General features: G+C 45.9%; 21 protein-coding genes and 13 tRNA genes. 12 read left to right on the top strand and 22 right to left on the bottom strand.

Going from position 1 to position 25,306, the window contains the following annotated elements:
• Positions 1 to 518: 518 nt before the first annotated feature.
• Positions 519 to 1,652 (top strand): flagellin, encoded by a 1,134-nt coding sequence (locus OCU60_RS13015; protein WP_074371634.1) that lies wholly within the window; start codon positions 519 to 521, stop codon positions 1,650 to 1,652.
• Between the two features lie 279 nt (positions 1,653 to 1,931).
• Here the strand turns inward: OCU60_RS13015 and OCU60_RS13010 are convergent.
• From OCU60_RS13010 to lolB, 18 genes are all read right to left on the bottom strand, one after another.
• Positions 1,932 to 2,016: transfer RNA gene (locus OCU60_RS13010), tRNA-Leu, on the bottom strand.
• A gap of 59 nt (positions 2,017 to 2,075) precedes the next feature.
• Positions 2,076 to 2,150, bottom strand: a tRNA-Gln gene (locus tag OCU60_RS13005).
• A 16-nt stretch (positions 2,151 to 2,166) separates the two neighbouring features.
• A tRNA-Leu gene (locus OCU60_RS13000) sits at positions 2,167 to 2,253 on the bottom strand.
• A 25-nt stretch (positions 2,254 to 2,278) separates the two neighbouring features.
• Positions 2,279 to 2,355: transfer RNA gene (locus tag OCU60_RS12995), tRNA-Met, on the bottom strand.
• A gap of 30 nt (positions 2,356 to 2,385) precedes the next feature.
• A tRNA-Leu gene (locus OCU60_RS12990) sits at positions 2,386 to 2,470 on the bottom strand.
• Positions 2,471 to 2,530: 60 nt separating this feature from the next.
• Positions 2,531 to 2,605, bottom strand: a tRNA-Gln gene (locus OCU60_RS12985).
• Positions 2,606 to 2,642: 37 nt separating this feature from the next.
• A tRNA-Leu gene (locus OCU60_RS12980) sits at positions 2,643 to 2,727 on the bottom strand.
• A 59-nt stretch (positions 2,728 to 2,786) separates the two neighbouring features.
• Positions 2,787 to 2,861 (bottom strand) — tRNA-Gln (locus OCU60_RS12975).
• Between the two features lie 16 nt (positions 2,862 to 2,877).
• A tRNA-Leu gene (locus tag OCU60_RS12970) sits at positions 2,878 to 2,964 on the bottom strand.
• Between the two features lie 25 nt (positions 2,965 to 2,989).
• Positions 2,990 to 3,066 (bottom strand) — tRNA-Met (locus tag OCU60_RS12965).
• A gap of 78 nt (positions 3,067 to 3,144) precedes the next feature.
• Positions 3,145 to 3,219: transfer RNA gene (locus OCU60_RS12960), tRNA-Gln, on the bottom strand.
• Positions 3,220 to 3,256: 37 nt separating this feature from the next.
• Positions 3,257 to 3,341: transfer RNA gene (locus tag OCU60_RS12955), tRNA-Leu, on the bottom strand.
• A gap of 43 nt (positions 3,342 to 3,384) precedes the next feature.
• A tRNA-Met gene (locus tag OCU60_RS12950) sits at positions 3,385 to 3,461 on the bottom strand.
• A gap of 283 nt (positions 3,462 to 3,744) precedes the next feature.
• Entirely contained in the window at positions 3,745 to 4,836 is a 1,092-nt protein-coding gene (gene ychF / locus OCU60_RS12945) for a redox-regulated ATPase YchF (RefSeq protein WP_074371633.1), read from the bottom strand.
• 10 nt (positions 4,837 to 4,846) lie between these two features.
• The gene (gene pth, locus OCU60_RS12940) at positions 4,847 to 5,437 is read right to left on the bottom strand and encodes an aminoacyl-tRNA hydrolase (RefSeq protein ID WP_074371632.1); all 591 of its coding nucleotides are present in this window, start codon (positions 5,435 to 5,437) and stop codon (positions 4,847 to 4,849) included.
• Positions 5,438 to 5,637: 200 nt separating this feature from the next.
• Positions 5,638 to 6,582 carry a ribose-phosphate pyrophosphokinase gene (locus OCU60_RS12935; protein WP_074371631.1) on the bottom strand — a complete coding sequence of 315 codons (945 nt, stop codon included), beginning with the start codon at positions 6,580 to 6,582 and terminating at the stop codon, positions 5,638 to 5,640.
• A 105-nt stretch (positions 6,583 to 6,687) separates the two neighbouring features.
• The gene (gene ispE / locus OCU60_RS12930; RefSeq protein WP_370738661.1) at positions 6,688 to 7,596 is read right to left on the bottom strand and encodes a 4-(cytidine 5'-diphospho)-2-C-methyl-D-erythritol kinase; all 909 of its coding nucleotides are present in this window, start codon (positions 7,594 to 7,596) and stop codon (positions 6,688 to 6,690) included.
• Entirely contained in the window at positions 7,578 to 8,186 is a 609-nt protein-coding gene (gene lolB / locus OCU60_RS12925; RefSeq protein WP_074371630.1) for a lipoprotein insertase outer membrane protein LolB, read from the bottom strand. The genes ispE and lolB overlap by 19 nt, the downstream gene beginning before the upstream one ends.
• A gap of 168 nt (positions 8,187 to 8,354) precedes the next feature.
• Between lolB and hemA the strand changes: the two genes are divergently transcribed.
• The 8 genes from hemA (at position 8,355) to ybaK (ending at position 16,348) form a co-directional block, all read left to right on the top strand.
• Positions 8,355 to 9,611, top strand: a complete 1,257-nt coding sequence (hemA, locus tag OCU60_RS12920) for a glutamyl-tRNA reductase (RefSeq protein ID WP_074371629.1) — start codon at positions 8,355 to 8,357, stop codon at positions 9,609 to 9,611.
• Between the two features lie 32 nt (positions 9,612 to 9,643).
• Complete coding sequence (prfA, locus tag OCU60_RS12915) at positions 9,644 to 10,732, top strand: peptide chain release factor 1 (RefSeq protein WP_074371628.1); 1,089 nt, start codon at positions 9,644 to 9,646, stop codon at positions 10,730 to 10,732.
• A 6-nt stretch (positions 10,733 to 10,738) separates the two neighbouring features.
• The gene (prmC, locus tag OCU60_RS12910) at positions 10,739 to 11,593 is read left to right on the top strand and encodes a peptide chain release factor N(5)-glutamine methyltransferase (protein ID WP_074371929.1); all 855 of its coding nucleotides are present in this window, start codon (positions 10,739 to 10,741) and stop codon (positions 11,591 to 11,593) included.
• 39 nt (positions 11,594 to 11,632) lie between these two features.
• Positions 11,633 to 12,016: a SirB2 family protein gene (locus OCU60_RS12905; RefSeq protein WP_074371627.1), complete on the top strand. Its 384-nt coding sequence runs from the start codon at positions 11,633 to 11,635 to the stop codon at positions 12,014 to 12,016.
• An 18-nt stretch (positions 12,017 to 12,034) separates the two neighbouring features.
• On the top strand, positions 12,035 to 12,844 hold the full coding sequence (locus OCU60_RS12900; RefSeq protein ID WP_074371626.1) for a SirB1 family protein: 810 nt from the start codon (positions 12,035 to 12,037) through the stop codon (positions 12,842 to 12,844).
• 24 nt (positions 12,845 to 12,868) lie between these two features.
• On the top strand, positions 12,869 to 13,720 hold the full coding sequence (gene kdsA / locus OCU60_RS12895) for a 3-deoxy-8-phosphooctulonate synthase (RefSeq protein ID WP_074371625.1): 852 nt from the start codon (positions 12,869 to 12,871) through the stop codon (positions 13,718 to 13,720).
• A 302-nt stretch (positions 13,721 to 14,022) separates the two neighbouring features.
• The gene (gene ushA / locus OCU60_RS12890) at positions 14,023 to 15,717 is read left to right on the top strand and encodes a bifunctional UDP-sugar hydrolase/5'-nucleotidase UshA (protein WP_074371624.1); all 1,695 of its coding nucleotides are present in this window, start codon (positions 14,023 to 14,025) and stop codon (positions 15,715 to 15,717) included.
• A 109-nt stretch (positions 15,718 to 15,826) separates the two neighbouring features.
• On the top strand, positions 15,827 to 16,348 hold the full coding sequence (gene ybaK / locus OCU60_RS12885; protein WP_074371623.1) for a Cys-tRNA(Pro) deacylase: 522 nt from the start codon (positions 15,827 to 15,829) through the stop codon (positions 16,346 to 16,348).
• Between the two features lie 77 nt (positions 16,349 to 16,425).
• Here the strand turns inward: ybaK and OCU60_RS12880 are convergent, their stop codons facing one another.
• Positions 16,426 to 17,667 (bottom strand): uracil-xanthine permease family protein, encoded by a 1,242-nt coding sequence (locus OCU60_RS12880; RefSeq protein WP_074371622.1) that lies wholly within the window; start codon positions 17,665 to 17,667, stop codon positions 16,426 to 16,428.
• A 186-nt stretch (positions 17,668 to 17,853) separates the two neighbouring features.
• On the opposite strand from OCU60_RS12880, the gene OCU60_RS12875 reads away from it, so the two are divergent.
• Entirely contained in the window at positions 17,854 to 19,218 is a 1,365-nt protein-coding gene (locus tag OCU60_RS12875) for a DUF2066 domain-containing protein (RefSeq protein ID WP_159439438.1), read from the top strand.
• 70 nt (positions 19,219 to 19,288) lie between these two features.
• Here OCU60_RS12875 and wrbA read toward each other — a convergent pair whose 3' ends face one another.
• From wrbA to bepA, 3 genes are read right to left on the bottom strand one after another with little or no spacing between them, the layout of a single operon-like run.
• Complete coding sequence (wrbA, locus tag OCU60_RS12870) at positions 19,289 to 19,873, bottom strand: NAD(P)H:quinone oxidoreductase (protein ID WP_074371620.1); 585 nt, start codon at positions 19,871 to 19,873, stop codon at positions 19,289 to 19,291.
• The gene (arsC, locus tag OCU60_RS12865; protein ID WP_074371619.1) at positions 19,870 to 20,220 is read right to left on the bottom strand and encodes an arsenate reductase (glutaredoxin); all 351 of its coding nucleotides are present in this window, start codon (positions 20,218 to 20,220) and stop codon (positions 19,870 to 19,872) included. The genes wrbA and arsC overlap by 4 nt, the downstream gene beginning before the upstream one ends.
• Before the next feature lie 18 nt (positions 20,221 to 20,238).
• Positions 20,239 to 21,699, bottom strand: a complete 1,461-nt coding sequence (bepA, locus tag OCU60_RS12860; protein WP_370738660.1) for a beta-barrel assembly-enhancing protease — start codon at positions 21,697 to 21,699, stop codon at positions 20,239 to 20,241.
• 437 nt (positions 21,700 to 22,136) lie between these two features.
• On the opposite strand from bepA, the gene OCU60_RS12855 reads away from it, so the two are divergent.
• A complete protein-coding gene (locus OCU60_RS12855; RefSeq protein WP_074371618.1) occupies positions 22,137 to 23,216 on the top strand; it encodes an AI-2E family transporter in 1,080 nt (359 codons plus the stop codon).
• 129 nt (positions 23,217 to 23,345) lie between these two features.
• On the top strand, positions 23,346 to 25,217 hold the full coding sequence (locus OCU60_RS12850) for a methyl-accepting chemotaxis protein (protein ID WP_074371617.1): 1,872 nt from the start codon (positions 23,346 to 23,348) through the stop codon (positions 25,215 to 25,217).
• Positions 25,218 to 25,306: the final 89 nt, after the last annotated feature.

Genomic DNA, 25,306 nt, shown 5'->3' with positions numbered 1-25,306 from the left:
GACGTGGGTATGTGATAAAGCTTTTTTGGTAAAGTGTGATTTGTGGATGGTATAAAGCGCTCTCAAGTTTTACACCTGTTTTATATTCATTCCTCATCATACACCCGGTTAGTCATGATGTGTTCATTTCTCTTGATCTCCACATGATTGACTACCACTAATAGCCCCGGTTCTCTCAAAGATAAGGGGCTTTTTCTTTTCCCGTCATATCAATTCCTTATCTCCAAATCAAATGACTTCAGCGCTATTGTGAGCCGTTAATCGGCAGCATCAATTCCTACCCCTCGGCACCATGAGGAAAAACTTGAGTCTTTTCCGAGTTTTATATGAGATTTGTGTTGTCTCTCTCATTTTCTCTTCTGGACGATCCCTTCACTACGAAAACCCCTTCTTTTTTCTAAAGGAAATTCATTTTGAGTCGCTAAAAGATCGAACTTTGAGAGAACTATAGTTTTCCGAGACGTCGGAAAACAGTCAAGAATTTCCGCGACGTCGGAAAATCAATAGGAGAAACCACTATGGCGGTTAATGTTAACACGAACGTTTCTGCGATGACGGCACAGCGCTATCTTAACAGTGCTACGCAGTCGATGAACTCATCAATGGAACGCTTATCCTCAGGATATCGAATCAACAGTGCTAAGGATGATTCGGCTGGCCTTCAAATCTCAAATCGTTTGAGTGTTCAAAGCCGAGGATTGGGTGTTGCTGTTCGTAACGCGAATGACGGTATTTCAATTGCTCAGACTGCGGAAGGGGCAATGAATGAAACAACCAGCATTCTGCAACGGATGAGAGACTTGTCTCTTCAATCTTCGAATGGTTCTAACTCGAAATCGGATCGTGTTGCGATTCAGGAAGAAATTACAGCATTGAATGATGAATTAAACCGTGTTGCGGAAACAACATCATTCGGCGGTAATAAGCTTCTCAATGGTACTTTCGAGACCAAATCTTTCCAGATTGGTTCTGACAGCGGTGAAGCTGTCATGCTCCACCTGAAAGATATGCGTAGCGACAATAGCATGATGGGCGGTATGTCTTATATTGCTGAGAATGGTAAGGGGAAAAACTGGCAAGTACAAAATGGTGCCAACGATCTGTCCATTACAGTCAATGACAAACTCAATGGCGAGCAAACCATTAATATCAATGCCAAAGCGGGTGATGATATTGAAGAGTTGGCGACCTATATCAATGGTCAGACTGACATGGTGAAAGCGTCTGTTGATGATGAAGGTAAACTGCAGTTATTCACGGATAGTAATAAAGTGGATGGTTCAGTGAGCTTCGGTGGCAGTCTTGCTGGTGAGCTTGGTATCGGTGAAGGTAAAGCGACAACCGTTAGTAGTATTGATGTAACTTCGGTTGGCGGTTCTCAACAATCGGTTGCTGTCGTTGATGCTGCACTGAAGTATGTGGATAGTCATCGTGCTGAACTTGGCGCATTCCAAAACCGTTTTGGACATGCGATCAGTAACTTGGATAACATCAATGAGAATGTGAATGCTTCAAAGAGCCGGATCAAAGATACCGATTTTGCGAAAGAAACCACAGCATTGACGAAGTCCCAAATCCTTTCTCAGGCATCAAGCTCTGTTTTGGCACAAGCGAAACAAGCACCAAGTGCTGCATTAGGATTACTTGGATAATTTATTTTATCCTTACGAGCAAAAATCCAGCTACGGCTGGATTTTTTTATGCCTAGCAAATGGAACCAAGTCGGCGCTGAATTGATAGCACCTCACAAATCACCATCCCTGTTTTCTCAAACAAGAAAAACAAGGATATCAACACCTTTATCGTATGCCGATTCCAGCCTATTCATCCGGATATTCTAATCAAAACAAGTACTACAATCGGTTGTCATCAGACGTGATTTACGCGGTTCAGATAAAAGAAAACCCAGACATTTGTCTGGGTTAGAGTCATGGTGCGGAAGGAGAGACTTGAACTCTCACACCTTGCGGCGCCAGAACCTAAATCTGGTGCGTCTACCAATTTCGCCACTTCCGCATTGTTTATTGTTGAGCTTTCGCTCTGACTTTCAACATATTGTTCAAAATCACTTGATATGGCAGGTCTACCTGGACTCGAACCAGGGAATGACGGGATCAAAACCCGTTGCCTTACCACTTGGCTATAGACCTGTAATATTCTTTTGCTTGGTGCGGAGGGAGGGACTTGAACCCTCACGTCCTAACGGACACTAGCACCTGAAGCTAGCGCGTCTACCAATTCCGCCACCACCGCATATCAGTAGCAAAAGAATTTAATATGGTGGCTACGACGGGATTTGAACCTGTGACCCCATCATTATGAGTGATGTGCTCTAACCAGCTGAGCTACGTAGCCATATCAGTTATCTGTGTGATAACAAAACCGTGGTGCGGAAGGAGAGACTTGAACTCTCACACCTTGCGGCGCCAGAACCTAAATCTGGTGCGTCTACCAATTTCGCCACTTCCGCATTGTTTATTGTTGAGCTTTCGCTCTGACTTTCAACGTGTTGTCCAAAGTCATTTAATATTGGCAGGTCTACCTGGATTCGAACCAGGGGATGACGGGATCAAAACCCGTTGCCTTACCACTTGGCTATAGACCTATTGTGATAACTTCGCTTAAAGACGTTATCTTAACTATGGTGCGGAAGGAGAGACTTGAACTCTCACACCTTGCGGCGCCAGAACCTAAATCTGGTGCGTCTACCAATTTCGCCACTTCCGCATTGTTCATTGTTGAGCTTTCGCTCTGACTTTCAACATATTGTTCAAAGTCACTTGATATGGCAGGTCTACCTGGACTCGAACCAGGGAATGACGGGATCAAAACCCGTTGCCTTACCACTTGGCTATAGACCTGTAATATTCTTTTGCTTGGTGCGGAGGGAGGGACTTGAACCCTCACGTCCTAACGGACACTAGCACCTGAAGCTAGCGCGTCTACCAATTCCGCCACCACCGCATATCAGTAGCAAAAGAATTTAATATGGTGGCTACGACGGGATTCGAACCTGTGACCCCATCATTATGAGTGATGTGCTCTAACCAGCTGAGCTACGTAGCCTCATTTTTGAGCGAGACAATATAATCAATCCCGCGATTTGTTTCAATCTCTTTTTCCCAGATTGAGACAAATAATATATGGCAGGTCTACCTGGATTCGAACCAGGGGATGACGGGATCAAAACCCGTTGCCTTACCACTTGGCTATAGACCTGTTGTGATAACTTCGCTTAAAAAAGTCATCTTAAATATGGTGCGGAAGGAGAGACTTGAACTCTCACACCTTGCGGCGCCAGAACCTAAATCTGGTGCGTCTACCAATTTCGCCACTTCCGCATTTCTTTCCTAAAGACTTTTCATGTTAAAAGTACTTAGGAAATGGTGGCTACGACGGGATTCGAACCTGTGACCCCATCATTATGAGTGATGTGCTCTAACCAGCTGAGCTACGTAGCCACAAACCCCAGAACAGGAAAGCCATAATCCTGCGAACGGAGCGCATTATGCGGATATGGCTTGAGAGCGTCAATAGTTTTTTTGAATAAATCGATGAAAAACAACTGTTCGTTTTTTTTTTAGTCAAACCGCGCTGTTTATAGACAAAATAACTCGCAAATCAATTGGCTGAGAGTGATGATGAGCGATTCAGGATTGATGTTTCAAAAGATGAAATAATGGAGGGGTACAACATAAGGCCCTCTATTGAAAGCCTTATTTTCAGCGAATATTTGCAGTCGGATTAGACGTTGAAGCGGAAATGGATCACATCGCCATCTTTGACAATATAATCTTTCCCTTCCAGACGCCACTTGCCTGCTTCTTTTGCGCCACTCTCACCATTGTACTGAATGAAATCATCATAACCAACGACTTCAGCGCGGATGAAACCACGTTCGAAGTCTGTATGAATTTTTCCGGCCGCTTGTGGGCCTGTTGAACCAATCGGGATTGTCCAAGCTCTGACTTCTTTCACACCAGCCGTAAAATAGGTATGCAGTTCGAGGAGTTCGTAACCTGAACGAATCACACGGTTCAATCCCGGTTCTTCAATGCCCAGATCGGCAAGGAACTCATCTCGTTCATCATCATCCAACTCGGAGAGTTCTGACTCAATAGCAGCACATACAGCAACGACAACATTGTTTTCTTGTGTCGCAAATTCTCGAACGGCATCCAGATAAGGGTTATTTTCAAAACCATCTTCATTCACGTTCGCGATATACATGGTTGGCTTGAGGGTAAGGAAATTGAGATAACCAATGGCTGTCAATTCTTCTTTTGCTAGTGTTACACTACGAGCCATCCCGCCTTCGGTGAGCACGGGGAGAATTTTTTCCAGTACGGAAATTTCAAATTTTGCCGCTTTATCACCACCTTTAGCGCGTTTGGCTTGGCGTTGAATTGCTCGTTCACAAGTGTCTAAATCGGCCAAAGCCAGTTCTAAGTTAATGACTTCGATATCTTCGATCGGAGACACTTTGCCAGAGACGTGCACAATGTTTTCGTTTTCGAAACAACGAACCACATGGCCAATTGCATCTGTTTCCCGAATATTGGCTAAAAATTTGTTGCCCAGCCCTTCACCTTTCGATGCTCCGGCAACTAAACCGGCAATATCGACGAACTCCATGGTTGTCGGCAATACCCGTTGAGGGTTTACAATTTTAGCGAGCGCATCAAGACGCAAATCCGGAACCGGAACGATACCTGTATTTGGTTCGATCGTACAAAACGGAAAATTTGCCGCTTCAATTCCTGCTTTGGTTAAAGCGTTAAAAAGTGTTGATTTGCCAACGTTTGGTAAACCAACAATGCCACATTTAAACCCCATGACTATAACCTTATTCAGCTTTGAATGTGTGTAAACGATTTTGTGCTTTCGTAAGACCTTCTTTGAGCAGTATGTCCAAACAGCGGACAGACTCGTCTACAGCGGCATCGAGGCATTCCTGTTCTTTTTCAGGTGCCTTACCTAACACATAACCTGTAACTTTATCTTTATGTCCCGGATGACCAATGCCTATCCGGAGACGGTAGAATTCTTTGTTATTGCCCAGCTTACTGATGGTATCTTTCAAGCCATTATGACCGCCATGACTGCCACCCTGTTTAAATTTAGCAACACCTGGCGGTAAGTCGAGCTCATCGTGAGCGACCATAATCTCTTCCGGCTGGATCTGATAAAACTTTGCCAGAGCGGATACGGCTTTTCCGGATAAGTTCATATACGTTGTCGGAATCAGTAAACGTAAATCCTGGCCTTGAATGGTCATTCGACCCGTCAGGCCAAAAAATTTGGGCTCATTTTTTAACACTGTATGGTGAACACGGGCGAGTTCTTCAATGACCCATGCTCCTGCGTTATGTCTTGTTCTTGCGTACTCTGGGCCTGGATTGGCTAGCCCAACAAGTAGTTTTATGGGTTGACTCACAGTCAGGCTCCCCTGATGTCTACAATGAAAAGCGCGGTATGATAGCACAGAATTTTTTATCCCCAAACTTCCTGAGAAACGGCATAAATTGTGATGATTAATGCAGCAACCGGTTTTTAGGGAATCAAAGTTAATGGCGAAACATTGAGGAAATAAAAAAGCATCTCCGGGGAGATGCTTTTTAAAACAGAAATGAGCAATTAATTGAACATCGCTGAGATTGACTCTTCGTTACTGATACGGCGAATGGCTTCGGCGAGCATGGTTGAGAGGGTCAACTGAGTCACACGACCTGTTGCTTCCATTTCTTTCGAAAGCTTTATGGAATCGGTGATAATGACCTGATCAAGAACGGAGTTCTTAATATTCTTCGCTGCATTACCTGAGAATACGGCATGAGTCGCGTAAGCAAAAACGCGTTTTGCCCCACGTGCTTTTAAAGCTTCAGCGGCTTTACAGAGTGTGCCACCGGTATCGATCATATCATCGACGATGACACAGTCACGGCCTTCAACATCACCAATAAGGTTCATCACTTCAGACACGTTAGCGCGAGGACGGCGTTTATCAACAATCGCAATATCAATATCCCCGAGTGCTTTCGCTGTTGCGCGTGCGCGGACAACACCACCCAGATCAGGTGATACGACGACTGGGTCTTCCAGACTTCTTGCTTTCATATCTTCAAGTAAAACGGGTGTTCCAAAAATGTTATCAACAGGAACATCGAAGAAACCTTGAATCTGTTCAGCATGTAGATCGATCGTCAGTACGCGGTCAACACCAACGTTCGAAAGAAAGTCAGCGACGACTTTCGCGGTAATTGGTACACGGGCAGAACGGACACGACGGTCTTGGCGAGCATATCCAAAATAAGGGATAACAGCGGTAATACGGCCTGCTGAAGCACGGCGCATCGCATCAATCATCACCACGAGTTCCATCAGGTTGTCGTTGGTTGGTGCACAGGTTGATTGAATGAGAAATACGTCGCTTCCTCGCACATTCTCGTTGATTTGTACTGCAACTTCACCGTCTGAAAAACGGGAAACAGCAGCATCTCCAAGAGAAATATACAAGCGATCAGCAATACGTTGGGCTAGTTCAGGGGTAGCGTTACCGGCAAATAGCTTCATATCAGGCACGGTGGAAACCTCAGGGTTGCGTCCAGTATTTAAATTTAGGTTGGGTGTGGGCCGATTGATCATACTCTGCCATGATGGTGAACTGACCTAGTGTCACTTTCCATCTTAACAAGGGTTGTCTTCACAACAATGAGTATAGCCTGTTAAAGTTTCTTTCAGCGGCGAAATATTAGATCCTTTTGCTACAAAAGCAGAAACTCCATCCGGCAAACGGGAAAGAACATGTTGTGCTTCATTTTTGTTCGTAAATTCAGCAAAAACACATGACCCAGTCCCGGTCAATCTCGACGGCGCGTATTGTAGCAGCCATGAAAGTTGCTTATCAACCTCTGGGTAGAGCTTTCGGACAATTTTTTCGCAATCGTTTTCGTACGGAGTTTGCAAAAGCGTTGCCAGATCTCGCTTGAGCGTGTTTCTAGTTAATTTGGGATGCGAAAAAATGGCGGCAGTTGAAATACTGACATCGGGTCTGACAACCAGGTACCATTTTTCTTGCGGGGTGACGCGTGTCAGCTTTTCTCCGACACCTTCTGCGTATGCTGCATGGCCTTCGACGAAAACGGGCACATCAGCACCGAGTTGCAATCCGATTTCAGCCAGTTGACTTTGGGATAACCCGCATTGCCAAAGATGATTGAGTGCGACTAAGGCCGTCGCTGCATTGGATGACCCTCCCCCGATCCCGCCACCCATCGGTAATATTTTATGTAAGTGAATATCCGCACCCAACGATGTTTGTGTGTTGTGCTGAAGTTGTCGGGCGGCTTTCCAGATCAGATTATCATGCAACGGTACGCCATCAATTGCCGGAGAGACTGAGATGTCACCGCTCGTATTGACTCGGATCGTCAGCTCATCCCCGTAATCGAGAAACTGGAAAAGTGTTTGCAACTCATGATAACCATCATCCCGTTGACCAGTGATGTAGAGAAACAAATTTAGTTTGGCTGGTGATGGCCAGACGGTTTGGCCGGTATTGATAATATCTGATGTATTCATTGTGTGACTTTCCATTGCGAGATATGGATATTGATTTTGGTTGGCCCTTGTTGCAGGAATAAACGCTCGGGAAGCGGAAGTTGCTGACCTTTGAAGATCACGGCAGTGTATGTTTTATACTGTACTCGCCACTGTTGATTGGCGAGTTTTTTCTCTAGACTATCCAGCGTGTTATCCGGCTTGAGAGAAAATGTATCCGCAAAGGCCGGTCGGCCCAGAATCCATTGGCTGAGCGAGCTCAGGGGAATATTCAGTCCGGTCAGTTGATGCAGTAATAATTCCGGTGTCTGCGCTGTATAATGTTGTCCCTCATAGGTCTCGGCTTCTGCGCGTTGCGAATCAATATCCATCTTCAATACGGTTTGCCCCAGAAATGTGGTTAGACGCAGTTGACTATGATGGTCGGATTTCTGCCATTGAAAATTGAGCGAGCGACGTTCTTGTGGCGATATGTAGCCAAGTTTCCCCGCGATTTGATAAGTGCTGATCTGTTGGAGACGCTGCTGATGTGATTGCCATTCCACGGGTTGAAGTGGTGTCTGAACGCTGCTACAGCCAGCTAAAATGATGATAGTCAGAAATACTTGGAGGATACGATAAGTCATAAATACGGCTTTTTTTGGTCGAAAAATGGGTTCTTTAAAACAAAAATACTATAGCATTGATATCACGAAGTTATAAAAACAAATCCGTTAAAGTCTTTTCTTCAATAAGGGCATACAGTAAAATTCCTGTCTTACCCCTTAAAGATGTGATCAGAGTACCTCCAGTCGATGTCCTTACTTGCCATTGGAATAAATCATCAAACAGCGCCTCTGGAACTGCGTGAAAAAGTTGCGTTTGGGCCAGAGAAGCTTCCTGAAGCGCTGAGTCAGCTTCAGGAATATGCGGATGTTAAAGGGAGTGTGATACTTTCGACCTGTAACCGTACAGAAGTGTACTGTGAGATAAAACCAACGAGTAAAGGACGTTTGATCGATTGGTTGTCTGAGTTTCACCGTGTTAATCCTCAAGAGTTAAAACCGAGCATTTATATTCATGAAGAGCAAGCCGCAATCCGCCATTTAATGCGGGTCTGTTGTGGCCTCGATTCTTTGGTTTTAGGGGAGCCTCAAATTCTCGGGCAGGTTAAGCAAGCGTATTCAGAATCGAAGGAGCTGGCATCCGTTGATGCCGCGACAGAGAAACTCTTTCAGAAAGCATTCTCAGTTGCCAAAAGAGTCCGGACTGAAACGGATATCGGTGGCAATGCTGTCTCTGTGGCTTATGCGGCCTGTACGCTGGCAAAACATATTTTCGAATCTTTGACCCATGCTACCGTATTATTAGTCGGTGCCGGAGAGACCATCGAGTTAGTGGCAAAGCATCTCGCTGCCAATGGTTGTCAGAAAATTATAGTGGCGAATCGCACCCGGGAAAGGGCGATGGGATTGGCGGCGCAATTCGATGCGCAGGTGATTCGTTTACAAGAGATCCCGGAACACCTTGCCAAAGCTGATATTGTGATTAGCTCGACCGCCAGTCCTTTGCCGATAATCGGCAAAGGGATGGTGGAGAAAGCCCTTAAAGCCCGGCGTCATCAACCCATGTTACTGGTTGATATTGCAGTGCCGAGAGATGTTGAGGCGGAAGTTAGCGAGATTGGTGATGCTTACCTGTATAGTGTCGATGATTTGCAGTCGATTGTTGACAGCAATATCGAACAGAGAAAGGTTGAAGCGATTCAGGCTGAAGCGATTGTCAGTGAAGAAAGCGCAGCGTTCATGAGCTGGATGCGGTCATTACAGGCTGTTGATAGTATCCGCGATTACCGTGACAGTGCGAATCATCTTCGTGAAGAGCTGGTGCATAAAAGTCTTCAGGCGCTCGCGTCGGGGGGCGATCCAGAGAAAATCCTTCAGGAACTCAGTTATAAGTTAACCAACAAATTAATTCATGCGCCGACCCGTGCATTACAGCAAGCTGCCGAGCAGGGAGAACCTGCGAAGTTGGCTATAATCAGACAGAGTCTGGGGCTTGATAATCTTTAATTTCGATATTATTTCCGTATAAAGAAGAAACTATGAAAGCGTCAATTTTACAAAAGCTTGAAACGCTCGCTGAGCGCTATGAGGAAGTTCAGCACCTGCTCGGTGATCCTGACATTATTGGGGATCAAAATCGATTCCGTGCGTTATCAAAAGAGTATTCTCAACTTGAAGAAGTGACTCAATGTTTTCAAGCGTATCAGCAGGCGCAAGAAGATTTAGTTGCTGCCGAAGAAATGGCGAAAGAAGATGACGCAGAGATGCGAGAAATGGCTCAGGAAGAGATTGAGGCAGCACAAGCATCGATTGAGCAACTCACCGATACACTACAGATATTATTGCTACCGAAAGACCCAAATGATGAGCGGAATTGTTTTCTTGAGATTCGTGCCGGTGCCGGGGGCGATGAAGCGGGTATTTTTGCGGGTGATCTGTTCCGCATGTATAGCCGTTTTGCTGAAAGAAAAGGATGGCGTATTGAAGTCATGTCATTCAGTGAAGCTGAACATGGTGGCTATAAAGAGATGATTGCGAAAGTCAGTGGCGAAGACATTTACGGGACGTTGAAATTCGAATCTGGTGGTCACCGGGTTCAGCGAGTTCCGGCAACGGAATCACAGGGAAGGGTTCATACCTCCGCTTGTACGGTCGCTATTATGCCGGAAATACCGGAAGCAGAGTTACCCGAGATTAAAGCCAGTGATCTAAAAATCGACACCTTCCGTTCTTCGGGCGCTGGTGGTCAGCACGTCAACACCACTGATTCTGCCATTCGGATTACTCACTTGCCGACAGGCGTGGTCGTTGAGTGTCAGGATGAACGTTCTCAGCATAAAAACAAAGCCAAAGCGATGTCTGTACTGGCGGCTCGGTTAGCTCAGGCTGAAGAAGCGAAACGGGCAGCTGAAGTCTCAGATACCCGGCGTAATTTGCTAGGCAGTGGTGATCGCAGTGACCGTATCCGAACTTACAATTATCCGCAAGGGCGGGTCTCTGATCACCGGATCAATCTGACGCTGTACCGTCTTTCAGAAGTGATGGATGGAGAGTTGGATGGCTTGATCGGTCCGATTATTCAAGAACATCAGGCTGATCTCTTGGCAGCCTTGGCTGAGCAACGCTAATCGATGATGTCTCTTCCAAGTCGAATCGACGAATTAACCCGTTACAGCACTGCCGTGTTATCGGAAAGCGGCAGTCCTTCGCCTGCGATTGATGCCGCGGTATTACTTTGCCACGTTCTGGACAAACCCCGTTCATATTTACTGACATGGCCCGAGAAAACGCTCACTGAATCTCAGCTCAACGGGTTTGCTAAATTATTGACTCGCCGTCAGAACGGTGAGCCGATTGCATACATTCTTGGACAACGAGAATTCTGGTCTTTGCCGCTACAAGTCTCCTCGGCCACGTTGATTCCACGTCCGGATACCGAATGTCTGGTGATTATTGCTTTGGAAAAGGCGCGGGAAGTCACAGGGCCTATCTTGGACTTGGGCACTGGTACTGGCGCTATTGCTTTGGCTCTGGCTTCTGAGTTACCCGATATCAATGTGACCGGGGTTGATATTCAGCCGGAAGCCTGCGAGTTAGCGAAGGCGAATGCGGCTCAGTTGGGTATCACTAATGTGCGGTTTCATCAGGCAAATTGGTTTGATGGTGTTGATGCAGGTACGAAATTTGCTTTAATTGTCTCAAATCCACCTTATATTGATGCGGACGACCCGCATTTACAACGTGGAGATGTTCGTTTTGAACCGCTGTCTGCCTTGGTTGCAGAAGAGCAGGGGCTGGCGGATATCAGAACCATTGCAGTCGCGGCAAAGCAATACCTGCAACCTCAGGGATGGCTGCTGTTTGAACACGGTTATGAGCAAGCTGAATTAGTCAGAGGATTACTGCAATCTCTGGGTTATCAGTCTGTCCGCACTGAGCAAGATGATTCTGGCAATGATCGCGTGACAGTCGGTTGCTTTCTGCCCTAGTTTTATTTTTGCTAAAAGAGTGCCCATAAGAGGACGTTTATGTATCTGGGATTAAAATATTTTCACCTATTCACCATTGTGACCAGTATCGCTTTATTTTGTCTTCGCTACGGGCTGATGATGATGAATTCTCAAGCGCTTCATCATCGTTTTTTGAAAGTCGCACCGCATGTGATAGATACATTACTGCTGTTATCCGGTGTTGCATTGTGCGTGGTGACCGGCTTTATTCCTTTTACGCCAGAGGCCGCTTGGTTGACTGAAAAACTCATGTGTATGCTGGCTTATATCGCATTAGGCGTTTTTACCTTGAAACTAGGTCGGGGTAAGCTGCTGCGGAGTTTAGCATTCCTTGGTGCGCTCGGCTGGGTTGCCATGGCTGCAAACATTTCTTGGACCAAGTTACCGATATTGATGCATTAATACTGGGCCGATATGTCTATGATTGAATTATTTGACGAAGATTTTGATGCGATGGCGCTGGTGGACGGTGCACTGGTACTGAATCAGGCCATTAATCCTGAGACTCGGGTTGCGTGGGCAGAACAGACATTAGTGAAGATGGCTCATGAAGCTGAAGCGTATCTGGATGATGATGCCGAGCCCAAAGCACGGTTTGCCGCTTTTTTACAACTATTCTACCAGGATTGGGGATTTTCCGGTGATCACGAGGCTTATTTTGAGTCTCGTAATGCATTCATTGATCAGGTGCTGGAGCATCGCAAAGGCATTCCTGTCAGCTTGGGCGCACTGTTGTTGTACTTTAGTCATCGACTCGGATTTCCGCTGAAGCCGGTGATGTTTCCGACCCAGTTTTTGATTCAGGTTGCCTGGTCCGATGAAGAGCTTGTGTATTTGAATCCATTTTCTGGCGAATATGTGTCGAAGCATACGTTACAAGCTTGGTTGATTGGTAGCAAAGGACCACTTGCCAAATTAAAGCCGAAACACCTTCAGGTGAGCGATCACCCGACGATCATCGGACGCTGGCTGGCATTACTGAAAAGTGCGTTGATGCGTGAAGAACGTTATACTTTGGCGTTGAAGTGTACCGATCTGGCATTGACGTTTGTCCCTGATGATCCTTATGAAATTCGTGACCGTGGATTTATATATCAACAACTGGAATGTCATCAGGTGGCGCTTTCGGATTATCAGTATTTTATTGAGCATTGCCCGAATGATCCCGCCGCTGAATTATTGAAAAATCAGGTGAATTTGTTGCGTAGTACAGCCGTAACAATCCACTAATATTGGGTTTATAGAGAGAATACGATGGAACAGAAAGTTGTAAAAGTTGGTGATATTGAGGTTGCCAATGACCGCCCGTTTACTTTGTTTGCCGGTATGAATGTCTTGGAATCACGCGATCTTGCGATGCAGGTTTGCGAGCATTATGTCAAAGTGACAGAAAAGTTAGGCATTCCTTATGTATTCAAGGCCTCATTTGATAAGGCGAACCGTAGTTCTGTTCATTCATATCGTGGCCCGGGACTTGATGAAGGGATGAAGATTTTTCAGGAGTTGAAACAGACCTTCGGTGTCAAGATCATCACTGATGTACACACACAAGCGCAAGCGCAGCCTGTCGCGGATGTGGTTGATGTGATTCAGCTGCCAGCATTTCTTGCCCGCCAGACTGATTTAGTGGAAGCGATGGCAAAAACCGGCGCGGTGATTAATGTGAAGAAACCTCAGTTCATGAGTCCGGGACAGGTCGGCAATATTGTCGAAAAATTTGCCGAGTGTGGTAATGATAAAATTATCCTGTGTGAACGAGGTTCATGCCATGGTTATGATAACCTTGTTGTCGATATGCTCGGTTTTGGCGTGATGAAGCGTGCTTCTCAGGGGAGCCCGATTATTTTTGATGTGACCCATTCGCTGCAAATGCGTGACCCGACCGGTGCCGCCTCCGGTGGTCGTCGTGAGCAAACGGTTGAACTGGCCAAAGCGGGTCTGGCAACCGGAATTGGCGGATTATTCATTGAAGCGCACCCGAATCCGGCACAGGCGAAATGCGATGGTCCTTCAGCGCTACCTCTGGATAAACTGGAGCCATTCTTGGCTCAGATGAAAGCTCTGGATGACTTGATTAAAAGTTTTGCGGATATCGATATTGAGTAAATTGTTTTACAGATAAAGACATGACTCATCAAAACAATAGAAACCATCGTCTTATGCGATGGTTTTTTTATATCTGTTGTTGGGGGCTGAATGCTGGCCTGACAGTCAATCAATGTGATACGGGCTCTGGCGAATGGGTATCTGACGTGTGATCACATCATCAAATATTTGTGACCTTAAGTTCATAATTTTATAGTATTGTTTATCAGTTAATGTATAGGGCTAACTTATATTCAGGTCTATCAAGGTGGCCTGAATAGCAACGGACAGTCATGTCAGGGATCAGAATTGGCAGGAATATTATGCGATTACCACTTATTTTAACTCAATTGTTTTCAACGCAATGGCGTCATTCGAAAACCATTTTTAGCGCGCTGCTACTTGTATTGTTGTGGGGATGTACCACAACCCCTCAAAAACAGTGGCATCAGGATGAAACGTACCATCTGACGGTACTTCACACCAATGATCATCATGGTCGGTTCTGGAAGAACAAATATGATGAATATGGTATGTCTGCCCGAAAAACACTGATTGATCAGATTCGTCAGGAAGTGGCAGCCGAAGGCGGCAGTATGCTGCTATTTTCTGGCGGGGATATCAACACCGGTGTCCCGGAATCAGATTTGCAGGATGCCGAGCCCGATTTTAAAGGGATGAATATTATCGGATACGATGCCATGGCGGTTGGCAACCACGAGTTTGATAACCCATTGGCCGTGTTATTCAAACAGCGCCTATGGGCTAATTTCCCGATGCTCTCAGCCAATATTTATGACAAGACTACCGGTAAACGACTGTTCCGCCCGTATAAAATCTTTGATGAGCAGGGGATTAGTATCGCGGTGATTGGTTTGACAACAGAAGATACCGCGAAAATCGGTAATCCGGAATATATCGGCAATGTTGAATTCAGGGATCCGAAAGTTGAAGCAAAGAAAGTGATTGCGACGCTGAAAAAAACGGAACAGCCGGATTTGATTTTTGCTGTGACGCATATGGGGCATTACGTCAATGGTCAACATGGCATCAATGCACCGGGTGATGTGGCCCTCGCTCGCTACCTGGCGCCGGGAGCTTTGGACATGATTGTCGGCGGCCATTCTCAGGAGCCGGTTTGTATGGAAGCTCCGAACGTTGCGGACACACATTTTCAACCAGGGGATGATTGTCAGCCGGATATGCAAAACGGGACGTACATTGTTCAGGCGCATGAGTGGGGCAAATATGTCGGTCGGGCAGACTATGAGTTCCGCAATGGTCAGCTGAAGATGGTCAGTTATCAACTGATACCGGTCAATCTTAAGAAAAAAGTGATGCACAATGGCAAGAAGCAGCGCGTGTTGGTCGATGAACAGATACCAGAAGATCCAGCGTTACTGAAGTTTTTGACGCCTTACGAAGAGAAAGGCAAGGCTAAATTAGAGCAAAAAATTGCCACAGTACAAGGGCGTCTGGAAGGTGACAGAAATGTGGTGCGTTTCCAGCAAACCAATCTGGGTCATTTAATCGCCATGGCACATCAGGATAAAGTCAACGCTGACTTTGCTGTGATGAACTCCGGTGGGGTTCGGGATTCCATTGAATCCGGGGATGTCACTTATAAAGATGTGCTGAAAGTACAACCTTTTGCCAATATTATCACCTATGTCGATATGTCTGGTGCCGAAGTGATCGACTATCTGAATCAGGTTGCGACCAAACCCGTTGATTCGGGGGCCTATGCGCAGTTTGCCGGTCTTTCCATGACGGTCAGTGCTGCTGGTGTGTCTGATGTGAAAATTGGTGGTGCGCCGATCCAGATGACACAAACCTATCGGTTTACTATTCCAAGCTTTAATGCTGCTGGTGGCGATGGGTATCCAAAACTGACGGAGCATGTCGGCTATGTGAATACCGGATTTGTCGATGCTGATGTTTTAAAAGAGTATTTACAGACCCATAGTCCTGTTGATGCTTCGTTATATCAGCCGCAAGGTGAGATCACCTATCAATAAAAAGTGTTTGACTCGGATTCCCGAGTGATTTTTACTTGAGGCGGCAAAATTGCCGCCTTTTCCATTTCTGAAGGCGGCACATTGCTTGATTGATAAAAAGGACTGACGTATGACTCCTGCAATTCGTTTGGCAAAGAAAAAGAAAATTTCTCATATAATCCATCAGTATGAACATGATCCGAATCATACCAGTTTCGGGCTGGAAGCGGCTGAAGTGCTCGGGCAGGATCCGAAGCAGGTATTTAAGACATTGCTGTTCGCTCTGAACGGAGAACCTAAAGCGTTGGCTGTCGCGATTATTCCGGTTGAGCAAAAGCTGAATTTAAAACTGGCGGCAAAAGCGGCTGGTGTAAAAAAAGCGGAAATGGCAAATCCTGACATTGCACAGAAAATAACGGGGTATGTGGTTGGTGGCATCAGCCCACTCGGTCAGAAGAAAATGTTGCCGACATTTATTCACACCAGTGCTGAGAACCAAGAAACGATTTGCGTCAGTGCGGGTAGGAGAGGGCTGGAAATTGAATTAGCCCCTCGGGATCTGGCGGATCTGACCCGCGCAAAATTTTTACCACTGTGTTTAGAGAATGGATCGTGTTTAGAGAGTGAATCTACAGGGTTGGAACATCAATAAACCACCAACATTTTCAAAGCGGATAAAAAATCCCGGGCGTTAACGCTCCCGGGATTTTTCATGGGAGATGCGGTGTATTAGTCTTCCATCTGCGCATTGTCAACGACATGGTTTTCGCCCAAGTCATTTGGCAAGATTAGATTTAATAAGATAGCAACGACACCACAGAGACTGATCCCCTGCAAGCTGAACTCACCAATACCGAAGGCCATACCGCCAATACCAAATACCAAGGTCACCGAGACAATCACCAGATTTCTTGATCGGTGCAGATCAACATGATTCTTGATCAGGGTATTCAAACCGACCGAAGCAATGGAGCCGAATAACAAAATCATAATACCGCCCATCACTGGTACGGGGATGGTTTGGAGTAAAGCGCCGAGTTTGCCGACCAGCGCTAAAATAATGGCAGTCACGGCCGCCCAAGTCATAATCACGGGATTGAACGCTTTGGTGAGCATGACTGCACCAGTGACTTCACTGTAGGTTGTATTGGGTGGTGCTCCAACCATTGCTGCTGCGATGGTTGCAATGCCGTCACCGGCAATAGTGCGGTGCAGACCCGGTTTTTTCAGGTAATTTTTGCCGGTGACATTGGAGATAGAAAGAATATCCCCCACATGTTCGACGGCCGGTGCAATGGCAACCGGAATCATAAACAGAATGGCATTAATATTAAATTCAGGCATGGTGAAGTGGGGGAGTGAGAACCAAGCCGCATTCTCAACCGCTTCAAAACTGACCACATCAAAAATCAGGCTCAGTGTATAACCGGCAATAATGCCACCGAAAATCGGGAGCAGTTTAAACATGCCGCGGGCAAAGACACTGATGAGAATTGTTGTAAACAACGAAACACATGAAATCCAGAGGGCCACCTGTCCATCAATTAATTGAATGGAACCATCCCCAGTTTTTCCCAGTGCCATATTGACGGCTGTTGGGGCAAGCCCGAGTCCAATCACCATAATGATTGGGCCAATGACAACGGGTGGCAGAAGTTTATGGATAAAATCTGCGCCATTGACTCGGATTAATCCGCCTAGCAAAACATAGACGATTCCGGCAGCAACTAGGCCACCCATTGTGGCAGGTATGCCCCAAGCTTGAACGCCGTAGAGGATTGGTGCAATGAAAGCGAAAGAAGAAGCGAGGAAGATAGGGACGGAGCGACGGGTGATAAGTTGAAAAAGAAGGGTTCCGATACCGGCGCCAAAGAGAGCGACGTTTGGATCGAGTCCCGTGAGTAGCGGAACCAGAACCAGCGCGCCGAATGCAACAAAGAGCATCTGCACGCCTAATATGGCATTTTTCATGTTTTTTCCCTGATTAAGACAAATTTTGAGGATTCTATCACTTATTGAAACGTTTGCCATGCTTCAAGGATGCTATTTTTTGCCAGGGGGGAGCAGGAATATTTGTCATTGTGGCAGGGTTTTCTTGCCGGGAAACCAATAGTTGCTTATGATCGGGACACGATTGTTGATGTATTTTGGATTACTATGCGAAATTTCGCTTGTCTGATTTTGTTATGCCTGACTTTTTCCGGTTATGCGGCAACTCAGGTCAATATTTATCGTTCGGAAGTCACGCTTGATCAAGAGCAAGATGAATCCCAGGCTCGAATTCAGGGCATGGAAAATGTGATTATTCGGGCGACCGGGGAGCAAGACGCTGTAAATAACCCAGTGGTTAAGAAAGCGCTGTCTCGAAATCGTCTTTATTTGTCTCAGATTAGCTATGGTCAGAAAGATGATCAAAAGATAGTCAAAATGCAGTTTAGTGCCAAGCAGATACGGACATTGCTGACTCAGGCACAACTCCCTTTCTGGCCGGTAAAACGAGCCACTATTCTCGTCTGGTATGTTGAAGATCAAAACTTTCAGCGTAATATCGCATGGGAAAACGTTGCGAATGCGAATGTTCAGCAATTGAAACAACTGGCTGAAAAACGGGGGTTGCCTCTTATCGTCCCTGTCGGTGATTTTGACGATATTACCAGTATTGAAGCATCGGATATCTGGGGTGAGTTTCTTCAGCCTATTCGTGATGCGAGTGAGCGTTATCATCCGGATGCAATTTTGATTATTCGGGCTCAGTCAGACACGCTGAACTGGAAGCTCTACGATCAAACACCAGAAAAACTGTTAGATATTTCGGTGCCACCAATGAGCGGGCGTTTAAATGGTAACGATGAACTCGCACAGTTGATTCATCAATTAACGCAATATTATGCCAAGAAAAATCGGGTGGTGGTTGCTGGGCAATCGTCCCATTCGATGATTCTTAATGTGAAACATTTAAGCCGGGCCGTTCATTTTTTCAAACTGGAACAAGCGCTCAACCAGCTCAGCTCTGTAGCGAGTGTCGATGTCATCCAAATTCAAGGGGATGAGGTAACATTCCGGGTTCATCTGTTAACCACTCAGGAAGAATTTGAACAAGAGCTTGCTTCACTCAATTTGATTGAACAACTGCCTAAGCCCGATGGCGAGATGGGATTCGATGAACAACCCGCTACGCCTTCTCAAGCGGAGCAACACTCTTTATCTGAAGAGACAGCCGTTAACGGAACAGTGACTGACCAAGCGCTGCCTGAGCAACCATTGTCTGAGAAAAAATTGTCTGAGCAACCACTATCTCAACCATCGCCCGAAGGGGACGCGCTTAAGAATTCGACGGGAAATAAGTCCGTGAATGATGTTGATTCTCAGGTGATGGTCAATCCGCCAGTAAACCTTGGCCGATCTTCATTGCAATATCAGTGGCGTCAGCACCCTGTGACCGAGCAATCAGATGATGATTCTCAGGCAGAGGCTTCAGGAGATACGGTGTCCCAGGGTCAGATGCCTCAAGATACACCGTAACGATATATGTCATTAAAATAGATGTGAAAACAAGGGCTATTCAGGCCCTTATTTTTTTGAACGCGACGGTTTATGTATTTGTTGTGGCAGGATTGAGTCGAATCGATAATGCGGCAAGACGCTGACCAAGTCGTTGCGCCAGTGTTTTTTCTTCTGCGCTCAATTGACCGGATACCGCGGCATGATGGCTGGCACCGTATGGTGTGCCCCCGCTTTGAGTGGTATGTAATGCCGGTTCACTGTAGGGAATGCCGACAATAAGCATCCCATGATGGAGCAAGGGCAATTGCATCGTTTGCAGTGTTGACTCCTGACCACCGTGTAGCGACGACGACGACGTAAAGACACACGCTGGCTTATCTATCAATGCACCACTGATCCAGAGGGGGGTGGTTGCGTCCCAAAAGTGTTTGAGTGGCGCGGCCATATTCCCGAACCAGACCGGACTTCCCATTGCCAAACCATCACACTCTTTTAATTCATCATATGTCAGATAAGGATCAGATGGCGGTTCTGCTGACGGTGGAATATCTGGGACGGTTCTCAGTAATGCTTCACAGCCAGAAACCGCATTGACTCCCCGTGCGATTTGTCTCGCCAGAGCCAGCGTGGAACCATGGCGGCTGTAATAAAGCACAATAATTCTATGGTTCATAGAATATCGAGTACCTGCTCGGGCGGGCGGCCGTGACGGGCTTTGCCGTTGGCAACGACGATCGGGCGTTCAATGAGTTTCGGATGTTCGATCATTGCCAGAAACAAGTCATCATCACTGAGTGAGTCGCGGGCTAAATCGAGTTCTTTATAAATACTTTCTTTGGTTCTCATCATGTCTCTGACACTGTCAACGCCGAGTTGCGCATAAAGCGTTTTCAGGAGAGCGGGCGTGAGTTCGGTTTCCAGATATTTGATGACCTGAGGTTGAATCCCTTTACTTTCCAAAAGGACAAGCGTTTCCCGGCTTTTTGAGCACTTGGGGTTATGATAAATAACGACTGACATAATGACTCCTTGAACGGATTATTTTTGTAAAGCGAGGAATTGTTCCCGCTGGGTAATGAGTTGGTCGATTCTTGCATCGTAGCGGGCTTGCTCCAAACTGCCTAATTTGGCGAGTTGGCTGGCCCGGGTATAATACTGGATCGCTTGATCCCAGTTTGCTTTCAGCGCAAACAATTCAGCGCGAGCTGCGTATTCTTCCTGTTGATTCCCCACATGATTACTGGCTTGTGAGAGTATAGACCAGCCATTCGGATCATCTGGATGATTGTGGGTATAGCGTTGTAGTGTCTGTACTGCACGCTGATATTGTTTGTCCGCCATTAAAGCATTGGCATCGTTAATCGTCAGGACGGAATTGTGAGGCGACTGTTTCAGTGCTTGTGCGAGTAATTGAATCGATTGCTTGGCTTTTCCCTGCCCGATATAGAGATCGGATGCGGCATCAAGATAAAAGTTATTTTGCGGATCGGCCTTGAGCAGGCGTTCCAGAATAGGCGCCGCTTTATCGTACTGTTTATTGTCGAGATAGACCAGTGCGGTACCGTAATCACAGGCAGCTTGAATAACCGGGTCGTTCTTTTTCCGTTGGCGTTGTAACCAATCCAGTGCTGCTTTGTCGTCGATTCCCGCATAGCGCACGACGACTCTGGCGCGGGCTAATTGATAGTCCTTCGCGTAAGGGAGATTCGCATGTTTATAGTGTTGTGCTCTGGCTCGGCTGTCGGTGATCCGGCTATCCGGTAAAGGGTGAGTCAGCAGCATGGCAGGCGGATGGCTGGAGTATTGATATTCTGCGGATAATTTGCCAAAAAATCGTGGCATGGCGTAGGGATCAAATCCCGATTTTGCCAAGGTTTCAATGCCAAAACGATCGGCTTCTTTTTCATTTGCCCGGGTATAGTTGATCTGACTCTGAACTGAGCCCGCAGTTGTCGCTGTGATTGCCGCGATCCCCGCTTCGGGAGCAGCAATCGCTAATAAGAGCGAGCCTGCAAGTGCCGCAATGGTTGCCGGAGAGCGTTTGGCTTCTGCTTCCATGCTTCTGGCGAGATGGCGCTGGGTGATGTGGGCAATTTCATGCGCCATGACCGAGGCTAGCTCACTTTCTGTCCGGGTATGTAAAAATAGTCCTGAATGCAGAGCAACGTGGCCGCCGAAGAAAGCAAACGCATTGATTTCGCGGTTGCGAATCAGGAAAAAAGTAAATGGCGTTTTCACATCATTGGCATGTGAAACCAAGCGGTGTCCCAGTGTATTAATGTATTCATTTAACACTGGGTCATTGATAATGGGTTGTCTGCTACGGAGAATCCGCATGTAAGCGTCGCCATATTGTTCTTCCTGATCAATACTCAGTGTCGCACCAGCGACCGTGCCGATATCAGGAAGATCATTGGTATCAGCCGAGACTGATGCAGATAACAATATCGATACAGACAGGCATGAACAGAGTAAACTTCTGATTGGTAGACTCATCATATTAATACTATTTTTCCTTTGCAGTCCTGACTATAGGACCTTTTCTTCCGTTATTGGTTTCCCCGACGTGCCGATATCGGCAGCAGACCGATTTTATGCGATCCATTTTCCTATTCTACGGCATGATTAACGGTGGCATACGTTGTAAAACACTATACAATAACAACCCTATAGTAAGCATCAAGTGAAAGCATGAAACGCTATTTCCTTCCGATTGACACACATAGTGCAGCCTTATCTTCTTTGTTTTATGGTTTAACATCAATGCCAGAAAGCAATACTTTAGTGATGAAGCTGGCTTTCTTATATCTGATAATATCAATAAAAAAACAGCTTAGAATATTCTCAGATCACATTGGCCTATGTGCATATATCCGCGGAATATAAGAAATTCGATGATTATTCTCAACTTCAAGTAATAAAAAGGACGTCATTACATGTTCGATATGTTGAATCGGTGGTACAAACGGCGCTTTTCTGATCCTCATGCCGTTAGCCTTTTTGCGATGTTATTCTTCGGGTTTCTGATTATCTATTTTATGGGGCATTTAATTGCGCCGCTTCTGGTTGCCATTGTGCTGGCTTATCTGCTGGAGTGGCCAATCATGCAGATGGTTCGGCTGGGGATACCAAGAACGTTGAGTGTGATTCTGGTGATTGCTGTCTTCGTTAGTTTGATGTTGGTCGCTGTCTTCGTGCTGATTCCAACGATTTGGAACCAAGTCGGCAACCTGATTAATGATATTCCGAACATGTATAGTCAGTTACAACATCTGATCAGTACCGTGCCGGAAAAATACCCGGAGCTGGCTGATCTGGCGATTGTCGAACCGATGATGGACAACATTAAGAATCAAGCTCTGCATTTTGGTGAAAGTGTCGTTAAAGGTTCGTTGGCCTCTTTGGTGAGTATTGCGACATTAGCGGTGTACCTGATATTAGTCCCGCTGCTGATTTTCTTTCTCCTGAAAGATAAGGGTGAGATGCTCAACACGGCCAGCAATATCATGCCCAGAAATCGGAAATTGGTAACCAAAGTCTGGCTCGAAATGAATGAACAAATTTCGAATTATATTCGTGGCAAAGTGCTGGAAATCCTGATTGTTGGTGGAGTGAGCTACATTGCGTTTGCCATTTTGGATTTACGGTACTCTGTACTACTTTCTGTAGCTGTCGGTTTTTCTGTGCTTATTCCCTATATCGGTGCGGCCGCTGTGACGATCCCGGTTGCGATTGTCGGTATTTTTCAATGGGGGTTTACACCACCATTTTATTGGTTATTGGTTGTTTACGGTGTGATTCAGACGCTTGACGGTAATGTGCTTGTTCCGGTTTTGTTTTCTGAAGCGGTTAATCTTCATCCGGTTGCGATTATCGTCGCAGTGCTGGTTTTTGGTGGGATGTGGGGTTTTTGGGGTGTGTTCTTTGCCATCCCTCTGGCGACTTTAGTGAAAGCAGTTTGGCATGCCTTACCCTCTGGTGAATTAGAGGATGAACCTTCACAAACTGTGTCATAAAATTATAAAAATCGGTATTTATACATATAATAATTAAAGAGACCGTATTTTTTGGATATTTAAGATTTGTTTTCACATTTGTCGTGTTGATAAATGTGGTTTTTTATTATGGTGTCAGAGAGGTTTGCTATGAGGTTTAGCCAAAAGATAGTAGCAGCGTCATCGTTACTCTTGATCGTGACGATTTTGTTGTTGTCCTTGCAACAATTAAGAACGGTTAGAAGTAGCTTTGAGTCCTTAGTTTACAGCAGTTTACAAGAGTTAGTTTCAGGCGTGAAGAGTAGCATCACGACTGATATGCGAGCGAAAGAAGCAATGGCTCATTCAATGACAGAAATTATTCAATTGGATCCCAATAATCGGGATTACGTCAAGAATGTGTTAGAAACCCCCACGCTCAAATCAGATTTCGTCGCTGTTGGAGTGGGGTATGCCGATGACGGTGCAGTGATCGAGAACGATGATAACTGGGAACCAACACCGGATTATGATCCGAGGAAACGGCCTTGGTACGTTGATGTTAAAAAACAAGGGAAAATGTACGTCACCGAACCTTATATAGACTTCACGTCGAAGAAAATCATTATTTCTATCGCGACACCTATTTATAAAAATGGTCAGTGGGTTGGCGGGATGTATTATGATCTGGACCTCTCAGGTCTCTCGAATGTGGTGAACTCCGTCAACCTTTTCGATGCCGGTCACCTGTTTATTGTGACTGAAAAAGGGGAAACTATTGCCCATCCGAACCGAGAATATAATGGGAAGAAATTTACCGATTATCTACCCGGTGCCCAGTTGAAAACTGGTATGCAGCGTGTGGAAATTGATGGTAAAAATTACCTGATTAACTTTACTGAAGTGCCGAGTGAGCATTGGTATGTTGGTGCTGTGATTGATGAATCTATCGCTTTTAGTACACTTTCTTCATTAAGAAACAGCTCTATTCTATATACGCTGGCTGGTGTGATTATCAGCTTGATCTTGCTATCCCTTCTGATTAAACGACTCATTCGTCCACTCGGTATCCTGAATACAGCAATTGACGATATTGCTTCCGGTGAGGGCGATTTAACCAAACGACTGGAAACCGATTTGGATCATGAATTTGCGACGTTAGCGATTGGTTTCAACAAGTTTACCGAAAAGCTACAGCATCAAATCAGCCAGTCGAAAGAAATTAGTAGTGATATTCTCGATGGTATCAAAACGATTGCCACTCATTCGAGTCACTCAGCTGAAGGTATGCAATCCCAGATGCTGGAAGTGGATCAGCTTGCAACAGCGATGAATGAGATGGCTGCAACCGCGTCTGAAGTTGCTCATAACGCACAAAATGCAGCGACGGCAGCAAAAGAAGCAGATGATGCGTCAAATGAAGGGGCTGAGGTTGTCAGCTATACCACGCAGTCCATTAATGAACTCTCAGCAAGAATTGATCAAGCAGTTGAAGAAGTCACACAATTGGAGTCTGCGACAACGAATATTGAAACGATTCTGGAAGTGATTAATGAGATTGCGGATCAAACCAATCTGTTGGCATTGAATGCTGCGATTGAGGCGGCCAGAGCGGGAGACTCCGGACGTGGATTTGCTGTTGTTGCTGACGAAGTGCGCACGCTGGCACAGCGGACGCAGAAATCAACAACCGAGATTCGAACCATGATTGAGCAATTGCAATCCGGTGCGTCTTCTGTATCTGCCGCGATGAGCGAGAGTAAAGGGAAGGCGGCTGAAGCGGTTGATAAATCGCATATTGCCAATCAGGCATTACAGCGCATCAGTCAAGCTATTCAACAGATTAGTGATATGAATATGCAGATCGCTTCGGCAGCGGAAGAGCAAAGTCTAGTTGCTGAAGAAATCAACAATAACATGGTGAAAATTAAAGATATCAGTGGTGACGTTGCTGACTCTGCCAAAGGGGCAAGCAATGCCACGCAGTTACAGGTTGATAAGGTTCATCAACAGGAAAAACTGTTGAACCAGTTTATTGTTTGATCTTGATTGAATGATGAGATTTGCCAAGCATAATGCCAGCCGTCAGGCTGGCATTTTTACATCGGATTCAGACCCGATAATCCAATATA

The sequence above is a fragment of the Vibrio spartinae genome (assembly GCF_024347135.1).
In the GTDB taxonomy this organism is placed as follows: domain Bacteria; phylum Pseudomonadota; class Gammaproteobacteria; order Enterobacterales; family Vibrionaceae; genus Vibrio; species Vibrio spartinae.
The sequence above is the reverse complement of the archived record's forward strand: the minus strand, read 5'-3'. Positions and strand labels throughout refer to the sequence as shown.

Coding starts and splice junctions, on each gene's coding strand:
- OCU60_RS12900 (WP_074371626.1), top strand. CDS start 12,035: ATGATTGAATTATTTGACGAAGATTTTGATGCGATGGCGCTGGTGGAC.
- hemA (WP_074371629.1), top strand. CDS start 8,355: ATGTCCTTACTTGCCATTGGAATAAATCATCAAACAGCGCCTCTGGAA.
- bepA (WP_370738660.1), bottom strand. CDS start 21,699: ATGATGAGTCTACCAATCAGAAGTTTACTCTGTTCATGCCTGTCTGTA.
- ybaK (WP_074371623.1), top strand. CDS start 15,827: ATGACTCCTGCAATTCGTTTGGCAAAGAAAAAGAAAATTTCTCATATA.
- OCU60_RS12875 (WP_159439438.1), top strand. CDS start 17,854: ATGCGAAATTTCGCTTGTCTGATTTTGTTATGCCTGACTTTTTCCGGT.
- ispE (WP_370738661.1), bottom strand. CDS start 7,596: ATGGAAAGTCACACAATGAATACATCAGATATTATCAATACCGGCCAA.
- lolB (WP_074371630.1), bottom strand. CDS start 8,186: ATGACTTATCGTATCCTCCAAGTATTTCTGACTATCATCATTTTAGCT.
- ychF (WP_074371633.1), bottom strand. CDS start 4,836: ATGGGGTTTAAATGTGGCATTGTTGGTTTACCAAACGTTGGCAAATCA.
- OCU60_RS12855 (WP_074371618.1), top strand. CDS start 22,137: ATGTTCGATATGTTGAATCGGTGGTACAAACGGCGCTTTTCTGATCCT.
- OCU60_RS12850 (WP_074371617.1), top strand. CDS start 23,346: ATGAGGTTTAGCCAAAAGATAGTAGCAGCGTCATCGTTACTCTTGATC.
- kdsA (WP_074371625.1), top strand. CDS start 12,869: ATGGAACAGAAAGTTGTAAAAGTTGGTGATATTGAGGTTGCCAATGAC.
- wrbA (WP_074371620.1), bottom strand. CDS start 19,873: ATGAACCATAGAATTATTGTGCTTTATTACAGCCGCCATGGTTCCACG.
- OCU60_RS12905 (WP_074371627.1), top strand. CDS start 11,633: ATGTATCTGGGATTAAAATATTTTCACCTATTCACCATTGTGACCAGT.
- ushA (WP_074371624.1), top strand. CDS start 14,023: ATGCGATTACCACTTATTTTAACTCAATTGTTTTCAACGCAATGGCGT.
- prmC (WP_074371929.1), top strand. CDS start 10,739: ATGTCTCTTCCAAGTCGAATCGACGAATTAACCCGTTACAGCACTGCC.
- OCU60_RS12880 (WP_074371622.1), bottom strand. CDS start 17,667: ATGAAAAATGCCATATTAGGCGTGCAGATGCTCTTTGTTGCATTCGGC.
- prfA (WP_074371628.1), top strand. CDS start 9,644: ATGAAAGCGTCAATTTTACAAAAGCTTGAAACGCTCGCTGAGCGCTAT.
- OCU60_RS13015 (WP_074371634.1), top strand. CDS start 519: ATGGCGGTTAATGTTAACACGAACGTTTCTGCGATGACGGCACAGCGC.
- arsC (WP_074371619.1), bottom strand. CDS start 20,220: ATGTCAGTCGTTATTTATCATAACCCCAAGTGCTCAAAAAGCCGGGAA.